Source organism: Gillisia sp. Hel1_33_143 (assembly GCF_900104765.1).
Taxonomy (GTDB): Bacteria; Bacteroidota; Bacteroidia; order Flavobacteriales; family Flavobacteriaceae; genus Gillisia.
In genome coordinates this window covers 1,063,850-1,081,149 of sequence record NZ_LT629737.1, presented here as the reverse complement: position 1 = coordinate 1,081,149, position 17,300 = coordinate 1,063,850, and the positions used below count along the sequence as shown (strand labels likewise).

Annotated in this window: 16 protein-coding genes; 13 read left to right on the top strand and 3 right to left on the bottom strand. The window is 35.3% G+C overall.

The window, feature by feature from the left end; all coding sequences use genetic code 11:
• Entirely contained in the window at window positions 1-885 is an 885-nt protein-coding gene (locus BLT84_RS04795) for an ABC transporter ATP-binding protein (RefSeq protein WP_091263254.1), read from the bottom strand.
• A 235-nt stretch (window positions 886-1,120) separates the two neighbouring features.
• Here BLT84_RS04795 and hemB point away from each other — a divergent pair, with 235 nt between their 5' ends.
• The 7 genes from hemB to BLT84_RS04760 all read left to right on the top strand — a co-directional run bounded on the left by hemB (window position 1,121) and on the right by BLT84_RS04760 (window position 6,806).
• Window positions 1,121-2,095, top strand: coding sequence for a porphobilinogen synthase (gene hemB, locus BLT84_RS04790; protein ID WP_091263252.1), 975 nt, complete (start codon window positions 1,121-1,123; stop codon window positions 2,093-2,095).
• 115 nt (window positions 2,096-2,210) lie between these two features.
• Window positions 2,211-2,564, top strand: a complete 354-nt coding sequence (locus tag BLT84_RS04785; protein WP_034887035.1) for a hypothetical protein — start codon at window positions 2,211-2,213, stop codon at window positions 2,562-2,564.
• A 123-nt stretch (window positions 2,565-2,687) separates the two neighbouring features.
• Window positions 2,688-3,176 carry a hypothetical protein gene (locus tag BLT84_RS04780; protein WP_091263250.1) on the top strand — a complete coding sequence of 163 codons (489 nt, stop codon included), beginning with the start codon at window positions 2,688-2,690 and terminating at the stop codon, window positions 3,174-3,176.
• A gap of 158 nt (window positions 3,177-3,334) precedes the next feature.
• A complete protein-coding gene (locus tag BLT84_RS04775) occupies window positions 3,335-4,435 on the top strand; it encodes a CNNM domain-containing protein (RefSeq protein WP_091263248.1) in 1,101 nt (366 codons plus the stop codon).
• Window positions 4,419-4,889: a methylated-DNA--[protein]-cysteine S-methyltransferase gene (locus tag BLT84_RS04770; RefSeq protein ID WP_091263245.1), complete on the top strand. Its 471-nt coding sequence runs from the start codon at window positions 4,419-4,421 to the stop codon at window positions 4,887-4,889. Before BLT84_RS04775 ends, BLT84_RS04770 begins: the two co-directional genes overlap by 17 nt.
• A 53-nt stretch (window positions 4,890-4,942) precedes the next feature.
• Window positions 4,943-6,100 (top strand): serine hydrolase domain-containing protein, encoded by a 1,158-nt coding sequence (locus tag BLT84_RS04765; RefSeq protein ID WP_091263243.1) that lies wholly within the window; start codon window positions 4,943-4,945, stop codon window positions 6,098-6,100.
• On the top strand, window positions 6,093-6,806 hold the full coding sequence (locus tag BLT84_RS04760; protein ID WP_091263241.1) for a 3'-5' exonuclease: 714 nt from the start codon (window positions 6,093-6,095) through the stop codon (window positions 6,804-6,806). Before BLT84_RS04765 ends, BLT84_RS04760 begins: the two co-directional genes overlap by 8 nt.
• 191 nt (window positions 6,807-6,997) lie before the next feature.
• On the opposite strand, the gene BLT84_RS04755 is transcribed toward BLT84_RS04760, so the two are convergent.
• Complete coding sequence (locus BLT84_RS04755; RefSeq protein WP_091263239.1) at window positions 6,998-8,551, bottom strand: aldehyde dehydrogenase family protein; 1,554 nt, start codon at window positions 8,549-8,551, stop codon at window positions 6,998-7,000.
• A 91-nt stretch (window positions 8,552-8,642) separates the two neighbouring features.
• Window positions 8,643-9,185 (bottom strand): 3-hydroxyanthranilate 3,4-dioxygenase, encoded by a 543-nt coding sequence (locus BLT84_RS04750; RefSeq protein WP_091263237.1) that lies wholly within the window; start codon window positions 9,183-9,185, stop codon window positions 8,643-8,645.
• A gap of 258 nt (window positions 9,186-9,443) precedes the next feature.
• On the opposite strand from BLT84_RS04750, the gene BLT84_RS04745 reads away from it, so the two are divergent.
• From BLT84_RS04745 to BLT84_RS04720, 6 genes are all read left to right on the top strand, one after another.
• Complete coding sequence (locus BLT84_RS04745; RefSeq protein WP_091263235.1) at window positions 9,444-10,196, top strand: YoaK family protein; 753 nt, start codon at window positions 9,444-9,446, stop codon at window positions 10,194-10,196.
• A gap of 134 nt (window positions 10,197-10,330) precedes the next feature.
• Complete coding sequence (locus BLT84_RS04740; protein WP_091263233.1) at window positions 10,331-11,431, top strand: isoaspartyl peptidase/L-asparaginase family protein; 1,101 nt, start codon at window positions 10,331-10,333, stop codon at window positions 11,429-11,431.
• 126 nt (window positions 11,432-11,557) lie between these two features.
• Window positions 11,558-12,403, top strand: coding sequence for a phospholipase A (locus BLT84_RS04735; protein WP_091263231.1), 846 nt, complete (start codon window positions 11,558-11,560; stop codon window positions 12,401-12,403).
• Between the two features lie 69 nt (window positions 12,404-12,472).
• A complete protein-coding gene (locus BLT84_RS04730) occupies window positions 12,473-12,973 on the top strand; it encodes a GbsR/MarR family transcriptional regulator (protein ID WP_034887045.1) in 501 nt (166 codons plus the stop codon).
• Between the two features lie 37 nt (window positions 12,974-13,010).
• Complete coding sequence (locus BLT84_RS04725) at window positions 13,011-14,138, top strand: efflux RND transporter periplasmic adaptor subunit (RefSeq protein ID WP_091263229.1); 1,128 nt, start codon at window positions 13,011-13,013, stop codon at window positions 14,136-14,138.
• A 21-nt stretch (window positions 14,139-14,159) separates the two neighbouring features.
• Window positions 14,160-17,300 (top strand): efflux RND transporter permease subunit, encoded by a 3,141-nt coding sequence (locus BLT84_RS04720; RefSeq protein WP_091263227.1) that lies wholly within the window; start codon window positions 14,160-14,162, stop codon window positions 17,298-17,300.

Here is a 17,300-nt window from a genome sequence, read left to right as displayed (position 1 = left end):
TTATACAGTTTGAGCAGTTTGAGGTTGATTGATACTATAGAAATAAAAATCTTCTAGCGTGTTATTCACTAGTTCAAAACCATCGCCAGGTTGAGATTCTGAATACACATTTATGTTTAACTGCCCACTTCTTAAATAAGCAGATAATACGGAGTATTCAGATTGATATCTTTCCAATTCCTCTTTCTCAATCCTCTTTCTAAAAACTCTTCCATTCAATGAATTTGTCAATTCTAAAGGATGTCCCTGCACTACTACAGAACCTTCGTTGAAAACTGCCATGTTGGTACATAGATTAATTACATCATCTACAATATGAGTAGATAGAATAACAACAGCTTCTTCCCCTAGCTCACTTAAAAGATTATGAAAACGGTTACGCTCCAAAGGGTCTAAACCTGCTGTAGGCTCATCTACAATTATCAATTTAGGGTTGCCAATTAAAGCTTGAGCAATTCCAAAACGTTGACGCATTCCTCCAGAAAAGTCTCCCAGATTCCTTTTTCTAAATTTGTATAAATTCACCTTGTTTAGAAGATCTGCCACATAAGCAGTCCTTTCAGACTTATTATGAATGCCTTTAATTTTCGCAATATGGTTTAACATCATCTCTGCAGAAACTTTTGGATACACTCCAAAATCTTGCGGCAAATAGCCTAAAACTTTTCTTAGTTCTTCAGGCTCACTAAAAACATCTAACCCATCAAATTCTATACTTCCAGAATGGCTTAATTGCAAAGTGGCAATGGTTCGCATTAAAGAAGATTTACCGGCTCCATTTGGGCCTAGAAGACCAAACATCCCCTTATTTATTTCTAGATTAACATTATTGAGAGCCTTGGTTCCGTTAGGATATGTTTTATTTAAATTCTTGATAGAAAGCATAGTAAATGGTTTAAATGAAGTTGATCTTTAAACCAATTAGTAACTAATAAGCCATAACGTTACATTTTTATTTAAAATGCTCTTGCTTATTCCTATTTCTTAAATGCCAAAATATTCTTGAGCAAGCCTTATATTTGCAAATGCATAATTTTAGAATCCAACACGTGATCACATAAAATTATGTAACAATACAGAGATACGTAGCGTATCTCTCGAATTAAAAAATGATTTTAATATGTATCCATTAAGAAGAAACAGAAGACTAAGAACTAATGAAGTTATTAGAAGTTTGGTAAGAGAAACTATAGTTTCTCCGAACGACTTTATTGTTCCAATGTTTGTGGTAGAAGGAAAAAATGTAAAAGATGAAATTGCGTCTATGCCTAATTATTATAGATATAGTTTGGATCTTTTGGAGAAAGAAGTGAAAGAACTGTGGAAATTAGGATTGAGATCTGTTTTACTTTTTGTAAAAGTTGATGATAAATTAAAAGATAATGCTGGCACAGAAGCAATTAACCCGGAAGGGCTGATGCAAAGAGCAGTGAAAACTGTGAAAAACGCCGTACCGGAAATGTTGGTGATGACAGATGTGGCGCTAGATCCATATTCTTCTTTTGGGCACGATGGTATTGTTGCGGAAGGGAAGATCTTAAATGATGACTCTACCGCTATTCTTGCTGAAATGGCTTTATCTCACGCAAAAGCAGGTGCAGATATTATTGCCCCGAGTGATATGATGGATGGAAGAATCTTTGAAATGAGAACACTTCTGGAAGATGAAGGTTTCTACGATACAGGTATTATGAGCTATAGCGCAAAATATGCCTCTGCATTCTACGGTCCATTTAGAGATGCTTTAGATTCTGCTCCTGGTTTTGGCGATAAGAAAACGTATCAGATGGATCCTGCCAATAGAGATGAAGCAATTAAGGAAACCTTGATGGATATAGATGAAGGAGCCGATATTGTAATGATAAAGCCAGGGCTTTGTTATCTAGACATTGTAAGAGACATTAAGAACGTTGTAAATGTACCTGTAGCCGTTTATCAGGTTAGCGGAGAATATTCTATGATAAAAGCAGCTTCAGAAAAAGGTTGGTTAAATCATGACGAAGTAATGATGGAGCAACTTACAGCGATTAAAAGAGCCGGCGCTAATATGATAGCTAGCTACTTTGCTAAAGATGCGGTAAAACTTATCTCGTAATACCATAAAAAATTTATTGAATCGGCTTAAGGAGTAGTTCTTAAGCCGATTTTTTTTGATATAAATTCTTGCCAATAAAATATCATCGAATCTACTTTCTGTGTACATTTGTTATGTGAATTTCAAAAGACTACATATTTTATTTTCCCTTTTACTACTGGCCAGCTTAAATGCTTTCAGCAGTAATACTTTTGATTCTGAAGATCTATTTAAAGATCTTAATTCTAGAAATTACGATTATCTACAAGCAGATCAAAATAAGCAAGCTTTATTTTTAGAAGAGACCTCTATTGCATCTTTTCAAATAGATTCTGAAAATAATTCTGGTAATTTTGGTACTGGAATTAACTTTACCTCAACTCCTCCAATACCTCTATCTGGTCTATCTTCCAATAGAATTACTACAGGTTCTCAGGATATAAAATACTTCTTGGAACTGCAAATTTTTCCATTCCACTTTTTTTGGTGATCACAAGGTTTTAAAAATCGATTCTATATCCCGACTTAGGTTAAGTCGAGGTTAGGCATATCTATGTTTTAATATTAGACTAAATGCCGTAAAACAAATCAATTCACTTTAAAATCTTAACAAATGGAAAACGCATCTGTTGCCATAGGCATCGTATTATTATTAGTATTTATTGGTCCTATTTTATATTTGATATTTAGACAATCTGCAAAAGAAAAATTACATGTATCGAGTCTCAAAAAGATAAGTACAGATCATCAAATGCAATTGGATGATATGGAGATCAACAACCTATTTCTTTTAGGAATAGATAATAACGCTAAGAAACTAATCATTGTAGAACCTCAAAAAAACATGGAATTTAACGTTATAGATCTTAATAACATCAATGAGAGCTATATTTCTAAAAAAACTATTCCTGTTCCCGGAGCTACTAAGAATAGAACAGCTGTAACTCATATAAGTTTAGAATTAATAAAGAACAATCCTAAACAAAGAGTTTCTGAGATCACCTTTTATGATGAAGATGATAATGCAAGTTTAAGTGCAGAATCTCAGCTATTCCTTGCCAATAAATGGAATGATCTTATTCAAAGAAACCTTTCTGCTTAATAAATCTTTTTTAGAATTAATAAGCACCTTAAGCTGCTATCGATTAACTATGGTAGCAGCTTATTTTTTTTCGGTATTATAAAGAATGGCTTTACCATTACTTTAAGTAAATTTTATGGAAGATTCCTTATTTTAGGACCTCAAACCTAAAATTAATCATGGGAGTACTAATTCTCTTTGCATCACTGGCAATATTCTTTTCATTTCTATGCTCAATACTCGAGGCAGTATTGCTAAGCATTACACCAACCTTTATTCGGGTTAAGAAAAAGGAGGGTAAAGCTTATGCAAACACCTTGGCGCGCTTTAAACAGGATATAGATAAGCCTCTTATAGCAATTCTAACGCTAAATACGATTGCTCATACCGTAGGAGCAATCTTAGTTGGTGTACAGGCAGAGAAAGTTTTTGGAGATGGAGGAAATGCCGTTGGAATTGTATCTGCAATAATGACCGTGGCTATATTAATACTATCTGAGATCGTCCCTAAAACCATTGGAGCAACCTACTGGCAATCTCTAGGTAAGTTCACAGTAGTTACTCTAAAGATCCTTATTTTCCCTTTAAAATATACCGGAATTCTATGGCTCATGATGTTAACAACAAAGCTTATTGGAAAATCTGCGCATGTAAGCACTATGAGTAGAGAAGAGTTTTTGGCAATTACTGATGCTGCGGAAGAAGAAGGTTTTTTCGAAGAAAAGGAGACTACGGTTATTAAGAACTTATTAGTTTTTAAATCTGTAAAAGCAAAAGATGTCATGACCCCGTTCTCGGTAGCAACTATCGAAAATGAAGCGACTAGAATAGAAGATTTTCACAGAGAGCATAAAAATCTTAAATTTTCTAGAATTCCCATTTATAGAGAAAAACCTAACAACATTACGGGTTTTGTTCTTAAAGACGACATCCTAGAAGAGATGATAGATGAAAAGGGTGTAGAACCTTTAAGCATTTTAAAAAGGGATGTATTTATTACAGATCCTAACACCCCAATTCCTGAACTTTTTGAGATCTTTATTAAGCGTAAAGCTCATATATCAATAGTTTCAGACCAGTATGGGAATACCGTTGGCTTGGTAACTATGGAAGATATTATCGAAACGCTATTAGGGCTAGAGATCATGGATGAAAGTGATCATATTGAAGACATGCAACTTATGGCTCGACAAAACTGGGAAAAGAGGGCAAAGAAACTCGGACTTATTCAACAGAATGAATCTGAGATAAAACCGAATACGAATGAACGCCTTTCTTAAAACCCCTTTGGGAATTTGTGAGGTCACCGGAGATATAGATGGCATTACATCGATCAAGATTTTAGATACAGATAAAGAAATTAGCCAACATATCCCAGAGATTTTAGTGCCTGCAACAACTCAACTAAAAGCTTATTTCAATGGTGAATTGCAAGAATTTACTTTTAGAATTAACCCCCAAGGCACCTCTTTTCAAAAGCAAGTATGGGAAGCGTTACTTAAAATTCCTTATGGAGAAACCAGATCCTATTTGCAACTATCAAAAGAACTTGGTAATGTAAAGGCGGTACGTGCAGTTGCAGCCGCAAATGGTAAAAATCCCTTATGGATAGCCGTTCCCTGCCATAGAGTTATAGGCAGCGATGGTGCTCTCACCGGATATGCAGGAGGACTGTGGCGAAAGAAATGGCTTTTGGAATTAGAAAAGCCATCACTTCAGCAAGAACTTTTCTAAGCTTAGACATATATATATTTATTATTAGTTGAAAAATGCTAATTTTAAATGATATGAAAAAAACCTTCCGCGTTATAGGCTATTTATTAGCCCTACTTCTAATAACCGTTATATGCCTCTACACCTTCAATTTAGAATATATTTTAAAAGGTGTAAAAGTTATTTATTTTACAGGCCATACTACCGCTTATATTGATGATTATCCGCAGTTTGACAACCGGAAGATCGAAGCCGGAAAAAATGTTCAGACTTGGGCGATTTCCAAAGAATACAATTCTAAAAATTCTACAGAAAAACTAAAGGATCTCAATATAGATCTTGGTACTGTAGCTTTTTTGATCATTAAGAATGATAGTATTTGGTATGAAAAATATGCCAATGGATACGATGAGAATTCCCTTACCAACTCCTTTTCTATGGCAAAATCTATTACGGTTTCTTTATTAGGGAAAGCCATTAATGAAGGGAAATTAAAAGGTTTAGAGCAACCTGTGTCAGATTTTTTTCCAGAATTCAAAGATTATAATGGAAATGCACTCACCTTAGGAGATCTGGCATCTATGTCTTCAGGTTTAAATTGGGATGAAAACTACTATAACCCGTTCTCACAGACCGCCCGTGCTTATTTCAAAGAAGATATGAGAGAAGAGATCTTGAAATTAAAGTTAGTAGAAAATCCTGGAAATTCTTTTAAATATTTAAGTGGGAATACACTTCTTCTTGGGATGATCATTGAAAAAGCTACTGGAATGCATCTGTCAGAATACCTTAGTGAGAGCTTTTGGAAACCAATAGGAATGAAAAATGATGCCTTATGGCAGTTAGACAGTGAGGAGAGTGGCTTAGAAAAGGCATATTGCTGTATAGCATCTAATGCTCGAGATTTTGCAAGATTTGGGAAACTGTATAAGAATAAAGGCCAATGGAATGGAGAACAACTCTTAGATAGTAATTTTGTAGCATTAGCCACTCATGCCCGGTTTAAAGAATCGCCACAATACGGTTATGGATTTTGGTTGAGTGATTATAATGGAAAGGATGTATTTTATATGCGCGGCATTCTAGGACAATATGTTATCGTAATTCCTGAAGATGATATAATAATTGTTCGATTGGGCGAAGATCTTATTAGAAGGAAAGAAGACGAAAATCATGCTCCCGATTTTTTTATTTATATTGATGAAGCTTATAAAATGCTAGATCATGATTAAAAAAACTCCATTAGAAAATATACTCTTTCTAGATATAGAAACCGTTCCTGAACAAGAATCTTTTAAACACCTATCTGAGGAGAAGCAAAATCTCTGGGAGGAGAAATCCAAGTATCAGCGTAAGGAAGCGTTTACAGCAGAGGAATATTATGATAGGGCGGGAATCTGGGCAGAATTTGGAAAAATCATATGTATATCTGTTGGGTATTTTAAAAATATTGAAAACACTAGGCAGTTTAGAACAACTAGTTTTAAAGGGGATGAAAAGGAACTCTTGCTAGGGTTTTCAAAGTTATTAGAAACACATTTTAATAAACCTCAACATATACTATGCGCACATAATGGAAAAGAATTCGACTTCCCATATATTTCCAGAAGAATGATCATACACGGTTTAGAATTACCATCAAAATTAGATCTGTTCGGGAAGAAACCTTGGGAAGTACCGCATTTAGATACTTTAGAGCTTTGGAAGTTTGGAGATTACAAACATTACACATCGCTTAAATTACTCACCAGTGTGCTGGGAATTCCATCACCAAAGACAGATATAGATGGTTCTGAGGTTCGGAATGTTTATTACGATAATAATGAATTAGATAGAATTGTGAGTTATTGTGAAAGAGATGTGGTGGCCATAGCTCAGATAGTTCTGAAGTTTAAGCAAGAAGAACTTTTAGATGAAAAAGAAATAGTGTCTGTGTAGCCTAAGAATTTAAAAGTTATTTAAGATAGACCTTTACAATTTCAGCATAGATACATACAAGAATTTGAGACCCATAAATAAATTCAGGGTGATGCAACACTATTATTATAATACCATTATAATCAAAAAAGCCACCTTGAATAAGATGGCCTTTTTAATTTTAAAAAATCTTAGTATTCTATACTTAATACTTACAGATCAAATTTAATTCCTTGTGCCAATGGCAACTCTGTAGTATAATTAATAGTATTGGTTTGTCTTCTCATATAAACCTTCCATGCATCAGATCCAGATTCACGTCCGCCACCGGTTTCTTTTTCACCTCCAAAGGCTCCGCCAATTTCTGCTCCACTAGTTCCTATGTTTACGTTCGCAATACCACAGTCTGACCCGTTTACAGATAAGAAGTGCTCTGCTTCTCTTAAATTATTAGTCATAATGGCCGATGAAAGTCCTTGATTCACTCCATTTTGAAGTTCTAAAGCATCTTCTACAGAACCGGAATATTTCATCATATATAATACTGGAGCAAAGGTTTCATGTTGTACTATGGCATAAGAATTCTTTGCTTCAGCTATTGCAGGTTTCACGTAACATCCGCTTTCATAACCTTCACCTTCCAGAACACCACCTTCAACAATGATCTTTCCACCTTCTTCAACAACTTTAGTCAAAGCATTTTGGTAGTTTTTTACTGCATCTTTATCTATAAGTGGCCCAACATGGTTGTTCTCATCTAATGGGTTACCAATACGCAATTGCTTGTATGCAGCAACTACTGCTTCTTTAACCTTATCATACATAGATTCGTGGATTATCAATCTACGTGTAGAAGTACAACGTTGTCCTGCCGTTCCTACAGCACCAAATACAGCACCAATAACGGTCATTTTAACATCTGCATCTGGAGTAACGATAATGGCATTGTTTCCACCTAATTCCAATAAAGTTTTTCCAAGACGCTCAGCTACTTTAGAAGCAACGATCTTACCCATTCTAGTAGATCCTGTTGCAGAAATAAGCGGAATACGCTTATCTAAAGTCATCATTTCTCCTACTTTATAATCTCCTGTTATCAAACAAGATATTCCTGCAGGTACATTATTTTCTTCAAAAACTCTTGCGGCTATTTTTTGACAAGCTACAGAAGTAATTGGTGTTTTTTCAGATCCTTTCCAGACACAAGCGTCTCCACAAACCCATGCCAATGCAGTATTCCAAGACCAAACAGCAACCGGGAAGTTAAAAGCAGAAATAATTCCTACTACTCCAAGTGGGTGATATTGCTCATACATTCTATGTCCCGGTCGTTCGGAGTGCATGGTAAGTCCGTGCAACTGTCTAGATAATCCAACTGCGAAATCACAGATATCTATCATTTCCTGAACTTCTCCAAGACCTTCCTGATAAGATTTACCCATTTCATAAGAAACCAATTTCCCTAGTGGTTCTTTTAAGCGGCGTAATTCTTCATTAAATTTTCTAACTACTTCTCCACGTAAAGGTGCAGGCATAGATCTCCAGGTTTTAAAACCTTCTGTAGCAGCACTCATTACTTTTTCATAATCTTCTTTGGTAGTAGATCTTACCTTACCAATTAAGGCACCATCAACAGGAGAGTAAGACTCTATGATCTCACCATTTCCAAAAAAATCACTTCCGGTTGAAGTTCCATTATTTATATCTTGAATTCCCAGATCTTTAAGGGCTTGCTTAATTCCAAATTTTTCTGCTATTTCACTCATTAATTTGCTTATTTATAAGTATTTGTTGTTTGTTTGTTGCTAATTTAATAAAATTAAAAGAATATAGTAGTAGCCCTTGTTCTATGTATGCTTATTCCTTTTTTGCAATATACCGATCATCTGCAGGCATTACCGTACCGCAATTATCACAGGTTCTAAGCTCTTCACTTCCGTAGAAATGATTAAAATGTTTTAAAAAATCGGTTTCAATATCGTGTAATGGAAAATATACCTCATAAAGCTTATGATTGCAATTATCGCAGAACCACAATAATCCATCTTTTCCTTCTTCTCCTAATCGCTTACGCTCTACTACTAAACCTATAGATCCTTCGTGTCTTACAGGGCTATGCGGAATTCCTGCCGGATGCAGATACATATCTCCAGGACCTAATTTCATAGTTTTCTTTTCCCCATTATCCTGAACATTTACTTCAATATTTCCTTCTATTTGATAGAATAGTTCTTCCGTTTCATTATAATGATAATCTTTTCTTGCATTAGGACCTCCCACGATCATCACTATATAATCTGCAGATTCTTTATAGATATTCTTATTACCAACCGGTGGTTTTAACAGATCCCTGTTTTGTTCAATCCATTTATTAAGATTGAAAGGTTCATTTATAGCCATTTTTCTTTTTTTATTTGTTTAAAATTAAGCAATCTCAATCACAATGTTGTGAAGCTTATGTAAATGTTTTGGGCGTGTGCCAGAGGCACCGCGCTATTCGGTTCAAGTCCTCGCCCACATTACAATAAACATTGTTATATGGGCTGTGGGCTTTTCGCTACTATCGCTCACGCAAATTAAATTTACATACAAACGTATTCTCTACAGCAGCCATATTTATTAGCCTACTTTTATATCATTGAAAGTAATAGGAACTAAATGTTTAGACATCAAGGCAAAAGCAGAACGTTAAAACATAATCTGCGAATTGCCACCGTGCTTTCTTTTGTTGCCGGAATTGTAAATGTAACTGGGTTTTTAGCCTTTAAGCAATTAACTACAAATGTTACGGGCCATTTCGCACTATTTATTTATGATGTCGCCGATTTTGAATTTTGGAAAGGAACCGTCTATTTTCTGTATATTCTCTCCTTTCTAGTTGGTTCCTTCACTTCTAGTTTTCTAATTGAGAAATTCAGAGAAAATAAAAAATTGAATGTTTTCTTACTGCCAACATTAATAGAATGCCTTATTTTAATATCAATTGGCCTCGTTAGTAACATCATAACCTTAGAAGTTCCCAACGTAATTATTTGCTTTTTACTTTTTGCTATGGGACTTCAAAACTCCTTTGTAACCAAAATATCGAATGCGGTAGTAAGAACAACACACCTTACTGGCCTATTTACAGATTTAGGAATAGACATTTCTCAACTTTTCTTTTTAAAGAAACAGCAGCACAGAGATAACCTGAAATCTAAAATTAAACTTCGCATCTATATCATTTCCTTCTTTTTTGCCGGTGGATTAACGGGAGGATTTTTTTATTCCACAGTGAATCTCAAATTAAACACGCTAATTATTGGAGCTTTAATTTTATTAATAAGCCTGTTCTATGATGATGTTAGGTATAAAATGATAAAAACCAGAAGAAAATATAATCAAAGAAAGTCAGATTACATCGCCAGTTAGAAATATTAACTTTGTGATCTACTCCTCCTATAATCCTTCAGAATTTCCTGAAGCACATTCCATTTTTTGCTACATTAGTTGCTTATCCAAGCAACTACTATTCTGGCCCAAAAAGTTCAGCTAAAACAATTTTTATGAAAAAATTATTACTACTCTTCACGCTTTTATTCATTTTCTCGTGCAATCAATCCACGGTAGATAAGAAACCCATTGGTGAACCAGATCAAAAACCAACATCCGATAAGGTAGAGAGCGATAATTTTGGAATTGTTATTCATGGTGGTGCGAGCACAATATTGAAAGAGAATATGACAGATTCTTTAGAAGCAGAGTATAAAAAGGTACTAACTGAAGCTATAGAAACCGGACATTCAATTCTGGCTAATGGTGGAACAGCGCTAGAGGCTGTTCAAAAGACCATTAATATAATGGAAAACTCTCCGCTTTTTAATGCAGGAAAAGGAGCCGTTTTTACCAATGCAGAAACCAATGATATGGACGCTGCTATAATGGATGGAGAATCGTTAAATGCCGGAGCAATTTCTGGAGTTACCACAATAAAGAATCCTATAAACCTTGCTTATGAAGTTATGGAATTTTCTCCACACGTAATGCTATCGGGCAAAGGAGCTGAAGAATTTGCCAAAGAACGCCAAATTGAAATTGTAGACCCATCTTATTTCTATACAGAAAATAGATTTCAGTCGCTTAAGAAAGTTCAGGAATTAGAAAAGAAAGAAGCAGATAGCATTAATAACGCCACTGCGTTTTATGATCCTTTCATAAAAAACTCCAAATTTGGTACCGTTGGTTGTGTAGCGTTGGATAAAAATGGAAACCTTGCCGCCGGAACTTCCACCGGCGGAATGACCAATAAAAAATATAACAGAATTGGAGATGCACCAATAATTGGAGCAGGAACCTACGCCAATAATAAGACCTGTGCTGTTTCTGCTACAGGATGGGGAGAATTTTTTATAAGAGGAGTTGTAGCTTATGATATATCTGCATTGATGGAATATAAAGAAATGAGTTTAGAGGAAGCTGCGAGAGAAGTGATTCAAAAAAAGCTTCCGGAACTTGGTGGAGATGGAGGAATAATAGCCATAGATCATGATGGGAATATAGCTATGGAATTTAATACCACAGGGATGTATAGAGCAACTATGAATAAAAAAGGTGAACTTACTTTAGGTATCTATAAAGAAAATGAAAATAATACATCTCAAGAATAGTAAGTTTTAAAATTTAAGATCGTCTAAGGCCCTCAAAATTAATTTGATGGCCTTTATTTTTTTACATTTTTAAAACATTTCGTGAAGTAAAGATCATTAAATTTGCATCCCTACAATTATATAAATATGAAGAATTTTATTCCTTTTGCATTGCTTGTAATATTTTTTACCGGAAGCACCCTGCAGCTAGGGGCTCAAAGTATGTCTAGGCAAGAGTTTACAGACACTATACACACCATGCCCTCCTTTTCCATTTATCAGGATAATTATTTTATAACCGGGGTTCCAACAAACAAAGGTATCACAAAGGGTAATTCTGATATCAAATATCAGGTGAGTTTTAAACAAATGATCACCCGTGCTACACTTCCTTTAAATTCATATTTGTTTGTAACCTATACGCAAAAAGCATTTTGGGATATTTATAAAAAATCCAGTCCTTTTGATGAGGTAAATTTTAATCCATCTGTAGGTGTGGCAAAACCAATCTTCAACAAGAATGATAAGATAGTTGGATTGGCAGAGTTTAAGATGGAACACGAATCTAATGGTAGAGATAGTTTAGATAGTAGAAGTTGGAACAGATTCACTTTAACTTATAATACTCCTGTGGGAAATAACGGTATGCTTACCGTGAGAGGTTGGTTACCTTTTGCTTACAAAGAAAGCAATCCAGATATTCTAGACTATGTTGGATTAGGAGAAGCGAAGATGGAATATGACATCATACCCACCAGATTAACTTCTGATCTTACGGTAAGAAAAGGATTAAAAGACTGGAATGGAGCCATTAGCGCTAGAATATTATATAAGCTATTTAATAACTCTAACAACCAATACTTAATGTTAGAATGGTTTGCAGGTCACTCTGAAAGCTTAATAGATTATCAAAAATTTACCAGCATGGTAAGGGTTGGATATGTTATTAAATCTTCTGATTTGAACATACTTAGAGACAAGCCAAAACTTTAACAAAACTTTGATTTCGTTTAGTTCGGTAATTCCCGAACTAAAACTAATTTTGCACTTCAAATTTTGAAGATGCAAGAGAAAGAAGACCTATTAGAAAGGAAAAATAAGCTCGTAGAAAGATTTGGAGTTTTTATAGAGCATGAGGATAAGATGGCACCTTTAGAAGCCAGAATATTTTCTACGTTATTACTAACAGGCAAGGGAGGAATAACTTTTGAAAACCTTGTTAAAGATCTTAACGCGAGTAAGAGTACTATTTGTACTCATTTAAATACACTCCAGGCTTCTGGTAGAGTAAGCTATTTTACTAAGCCGGGAGACAGAAAACGTTACTTCAATCTCACCCCAAATAGATTGGTTCAGGTAATGGATGAGATGTTAGACAACTGGAATAAGCAGTATGACATTCATTCAGATATCATTAATTACAAAAAAGAGGCAAATAACTTAATTGAAGATGAAACTGAAGCCTACGAACTTCAGTTTCATGAGAATTATATTCAATTTTTAGAAGACATGGCAAATGCTGTGAAGAAGTTAAAAAAGAACATTTCTGAAATTAAAAACTAGACATCCAATTATACACCATTCAAATTTGAAGATTAAGATGAAGAATATTATAAAAATATTAATTGCGTCCTCAGGATTTTTATTTCTAATTTCTTGCGGGGAAGGCGAAGGAGACAAATCTGCACAGGCTGCACAACAACCTATGCCATATCCTGTATATGAAGTTCCTACTAAAACGGTTACGGGTTTTACCTCCTATCCTGCTAGTATAGAAGGTATAGTAAATAGTGATGTAAGGGCTAAAGTCTCCGGATATATTACTCAGGTTCTGGTAGATGAAGGTGAAAAAGTAAAAGCCGGACAGATCTTGTTCAAGCTAGAAACGCAATCTTTATCTCAAGATGCAGATGCAGCAAAAGCAAATGTAAATGCTGCCCAGGTAGAAGTAGACAAACTAAAACCACTAGTAGAAAAAAATATTATAAGCGCAGTGCAATTAGAAACTGCTAAGGCTAAGCTACAACAAGCTAAAAGTGGTTACAATGGGATCCTGGCAAATATAGGATATGCTAATATTAAAAGCCCTGTAGATGGTTACGTAGGTGCTATTAGAAAAAGAGAAGGTGCATTAATTAGTGCTTCAGATCAAGAACCCTTAACCACCGTAACAGATATAAGTAAGGTTTATGCCTATTTCTCTATGAATGAAAAAGATTATTTAGATTTTATTCAACAAACAGACGGCGAAACTATAGATGATAAAATAGCGAACATTCCGGCTGTAAGATTAAGACTTGCCAATGGAAGTTTGTATAATCAGGAAGGAAAGATCCAAACAATAAACTCTGTAATTAACTCAAATACAGGATCTATTTCTTTTAGAGCAGTATTTGATAATCCTTCAAGATTATTAACCAATGGGAATAGTGCTAAAATAGAGATTCCAAAAACATATGAAAATGTGGTAGTGATCGCTCAAGAATCAACTTACGAACAACAAGGTAGTGTGATGGTCTTCAAATTACAGAACAATGATTCTGTAGTTTCCTCTAGCGTTAAGGTGAAAGGTGAAGTAGACAATCTATATATCATAGAATCTGGATTAGAAAAGGGCGATAGTGTTGTAGCCAAAGGAGCAGATAAACTAAGAAGCGGTTCTAGAATTAGCCCGCAACCGGTTTCTTTTGATTCTATTACCAAGCCTATGGAAAAAGTATTTAATTAACCGGAGAAGAAAGAATTAATTATGATCAAGAAATTTATTGAACGTCCGGTACTCTCAACGGTTGTTTCTATTATTATTGTAATATTAGGAGTACTTGGGTTAACTACCCTACCTATTACCCAGTACCCTGATATTGCACCCCCAACCATTTCGGTAAGTACTGCTTACCCGGGTGCCAGTGCAGAGACTATCCTAGAAAGCGTTATTGTACCTATAGAGGAGCAAATTAACGGGGTGGAGGGAATGACCTATATTACCTCAACAGCTACTAATAATGGTACTGCCTCTATAACTGTCTATTTTGATCAGGATGTAGATCCAGACATTGCTGCGGTGAACGTCCAGAATCGTGTGGCTAGAGCAAATCCATTATTACCGGCAGAGGTAAAACAGAATGGTGTAACTACTCAGAAGCAACAAACCAGTGCTTTAATGTTCCTTTCATTTTATAGTACCAATCCAGATTACGATGATACTTTTATTCAGAATTATCTGAAAATTAATGTTATTCCGGAAATACAAAGGGTAAATGGGGTTGGAGATGTAAATGTGTTTGGTGGAAAAGATTATGCCATGAGAATATGGTTACAGCCAGATAAATTAAAGGCTTACAACCTAATGCCTTCTGATGTTACAGCTGCTTTAAGAGAACAAAGTTTGGAAGCTGCTGCAGGATCTTTAGGGGAAAACAACGGAGAGGCTTTCTCTTATGTAATTAAATATAGCGGGAGATTTAAAACCGAAGATCAATACAGCAATATTGTTATTAAAGCTTTAGGAGATGGACAGTTTCTTAGACTGAAAGATGTAGCTGATATTGAGCTAGATGCACAATCTTACGACGGGGGTTCTTCTACTAATGGCTATCCTGCTGTAAATATGGGAATCTTTCAAACCAAAGGTTCTAATGCACAAGAGATCATTATTACCATTAAAGAACAATTAGCAGAATTAGAGAAAGAATTACCACCGGGTATCGAGATCTTTATTCCTTATGATACCAACAACTTCTTAAATGCCTCTATAGAGAAAGTGGTTAGTACGCTTTTTGAAGCATTCTTATTGGTATTCCTTGTAGTATTTATTTTCCTTCAAGATTTTAGATCTACATTAATTCCGGCAATCGCGGTTCCTGTATCTATTATTGGTACGTTCTTCTTTTTGAACCTCTTTGGATATTCTATTAACTTATTAACGCTATTTGCACTTGTACTGGCTATTGGTATTGTAGTAGATGATGCCATTGTTGTGGTAGAAGCAGTACATGCAAAAATAGATGAAGGCGCCAATGATGTAAAAAAAGCTACAGTAGGTGCCATGCATGAGATCTCCGGTGCTATTATATCTATTACATTGGTAATGGCTGCAGTATTTATTCCGGTAACCTTTATACAAGGGCCAACCGGTGTTTTCTATGAACAATTTGGTGTAACCTTAATTATAGCCATCATAATTTCTGCTGTGAATGCCTTAACCTTGAGTCCGGCACTATGTGCATTATTACTTAAACCTCACGATAAAAAACAGAAGGGAAGTGAGAAAAAGAACTTCCTTCAACGTTTTTACACTGCTTTTAACCGAGGATTTAATGCTACCATTCACAGATATGGACAATCATTAAGCTTTTTATATAAGAACAAATGGATTACTGCAGTGATACTTATTCTTGCTGTTGTAGGAATATGGTGGTCTGCTACAAACACTCCTACCGGATTTGTTCCAGATGAAGATCGAGGAATTATCTTTATGAACGTAGAACTTCCCGCTGGTGCTTCTATGGATAGAACCAATGAAGTGAATCAAAAACTCTATGAGAAAATATCACAACTCCCAGAAGTTAAAGGAGCCTCAGTGATTAATGGTAGAAGTTTAATTAGTGGAGCTGGTAGTAACTACGGACTTGGTTTTATTAGATTGAATGACTGGGATGAGCGTAAAGAAGATAGCCAGTCTATTAAAGCAGTTACCGGTAAATTATTCGGAATAGCGGCTACCATACCAGAAGCAAACGTTATTTTCTTCTCACCTCCTAGTATTCCAGGTTTCGGGAACTCGTCAGGATTTACTGTAAACTTGTTAGACAAATCTGGTTCTAGTTTTGAAGACCTTGATAAGGTGAATCAGGAATTCATACAAAAATTAACGGCAAGACCAGAAATACAATATGCTCAGTCTTCCTTCAACACACGTTATCCGCAATATGAGATTGAACTAAATGTACCAGTTGCCAAAAAATTTGGGGTGCCAATTAGTAGTATCTTCTCTACCTTACAAGGTTATATTGGAGGGGTATATGCCTCAGATTTCTCCAGATTTGGAAAACAATATCGTGTTTATGTACAGGCACTTCCGGAAGACAGAACTAAAAAAGAAGATCTAGACAAACTTTTTGTAAGAACAGAAAGTGGTGAAATGGCTCCTATTACAGAATTTATGACACTAAAACGTGTGTACGGACCTCAATCTGTAACTAGATTTAACCTTTTTAACTCTACTACCCTAACCGGAGCAGTTAACCCTGGGTTTAGTTCTGGAGATGCAATTACAGCTATAGAAGAAGTAGCGGCAACATTGCCTAGTAATTATAGTACTGCCTATTCTGGTCTAACAAGAGAAGAGGTTAATGCTGGTAACCAAACCACTACTATTTTTATTCTCTCTATAGTATTTGTTTACTTTTTACTTGCTGCACAATATGAGAGCTATTTGTTACCACTTTCGGTATTGTTCTCTTTACCATTGGGAGTTTTTGGAGCTTATATTACTACAAAATTTGCGGGATTAGAAAACAACATCTATTTCCAGATCGCATTGATTATGCTAATTGGGCTACTTGCCAAGAATGCTATTCTTATTGTAGAGTTTGCAATACAGCGTAGGAAGAATGGTGAATCTATAGTAGATGCTGCCATAGACGGAGCAAAATCACGTCTAAGACCTATTTTAATGACTTCTTTCGCCTTTATCTTGGGATTAATGCCATTGGTGTTAGCTTCTGGAGTTGGAGCTGCAGGTAACCGTTCTATTGGTACTGGTGCCGTTGGTGGATTATTGATAGGTACACTTACAGGTGTGTTTGTAATACCAATATTATTTATGCTTTTCCAATGGTTACAGGAGAAAGTTGGAAAGAAACCAGAGCCAGAAACGATAGAGAATTAA

Excerpts from the sequence above, each read along its gene's own strand:
- BLT84_RS04725 (WP_091263229.1), top strand. The coding sequence starts at position 13,011 with ATGAAGAATATTATAAAAATATTAATTGCGTCCTCAGGATTTTTATTT.
- BLT84_RS04775 (WP_091263248.1), top strand. The coding sequence starts at position 3,335 with ATGGGAGTACTAATTCTCTTTGCATCACTGGCAATATTCTTTTCATTT.
- BLT84_RS04750 (WP_091263237.1), bottom strand. The coding sequence starts at position 9,185 with ATGGCTATAAATGAACCTTTCAATCTTAATAAATGGATTGAACAAAAC.
- BLT84_RS04770 (WP_091263245.1), top strand. The coding sequence starts at position 4,419 with ATGAACGCCTTTCTTAAAACCCCTTTGGGAATTTGTGAGGTCACCGGA.
- BLT84_RS04730 (WP_034887045.1), top strand. The coding sequence starts at position 12,473 with ATGCAAGAGAAAGAAGACCTATTAGAAAGGAAAAATAAGCTCGTAGAA.
- BLT84_RS04720 (WP_091263227.1), top strand. The coding sequence starts at position 14,160 with ATGATCAAGAAATTTATTGAACGTCCGGTACTCTCAACGGTTGTTTCT.
- BLT84_RS04745 (WP_091263235.1), top strand. The coding sequence starts at position 9,444 with ATGTTTAGACATCAAGGCAAAAGCAGAACGTTAAAACATAATCTGCGA.
- BLT84_RS04740 (WP_091263233.1), top strand. The coding sequence starts at position 10,331 with ATGAAAAAATTATTACTACTCTTCACGCTTTTATTCATTTTCTCGTGC.
- BLT84_RS04735 (WP_091263231.1), top strand. The coding sequence starts at position 11,558 with ATGAAGAATTTTATTCCTTTTGCATTGCTTGTAATATTTTTTACCGGA.
- hemB (WP_091263252.1), top strand. The coding sequence starts at position 1,121 with ATGTATCCATTAAGAAGAAACAGAAGACTAAGAACTAATGAAGTTATT.
- BLT84_RS04780 (WP_091263250.1), top strand. The coding sequence starts at position 2,688 with ATGGAAAACGCATCTGTTGCCATAGGCATCGTATTATTATTAGTATTT.
- BLT84_RS04795 (WP_091263254.1), bottom strand. The coding sequence starts at position 885 with ATGCTTTCTATCAAGAATTTAAATAAAACATATCCTAACGGAACCAAG.
- BLT84_RS04755 (WP_091263239.1), bottom strand. The coding sequence starts at position 8,551 with ATGAGTGAAATAGCAGAAAAATTTGGAATTAAGCAAGCCCTTAAAGAT.
- BLT84_RS04760 (WP_091263241.1), top strand. The coding sequence starts at position 6,093 with ATGATTAAAAAAACTCCATTAGAAAATATACTCTTTCTAGATATAGAA.
- BLT84_RS04765 (WP_091263243.1), top strand. The coding sequence starts at position 4,943 with ATGAAAAAAACCTTCCGCGTTATAGGCTATTTATTAGCCCTACTTCTA.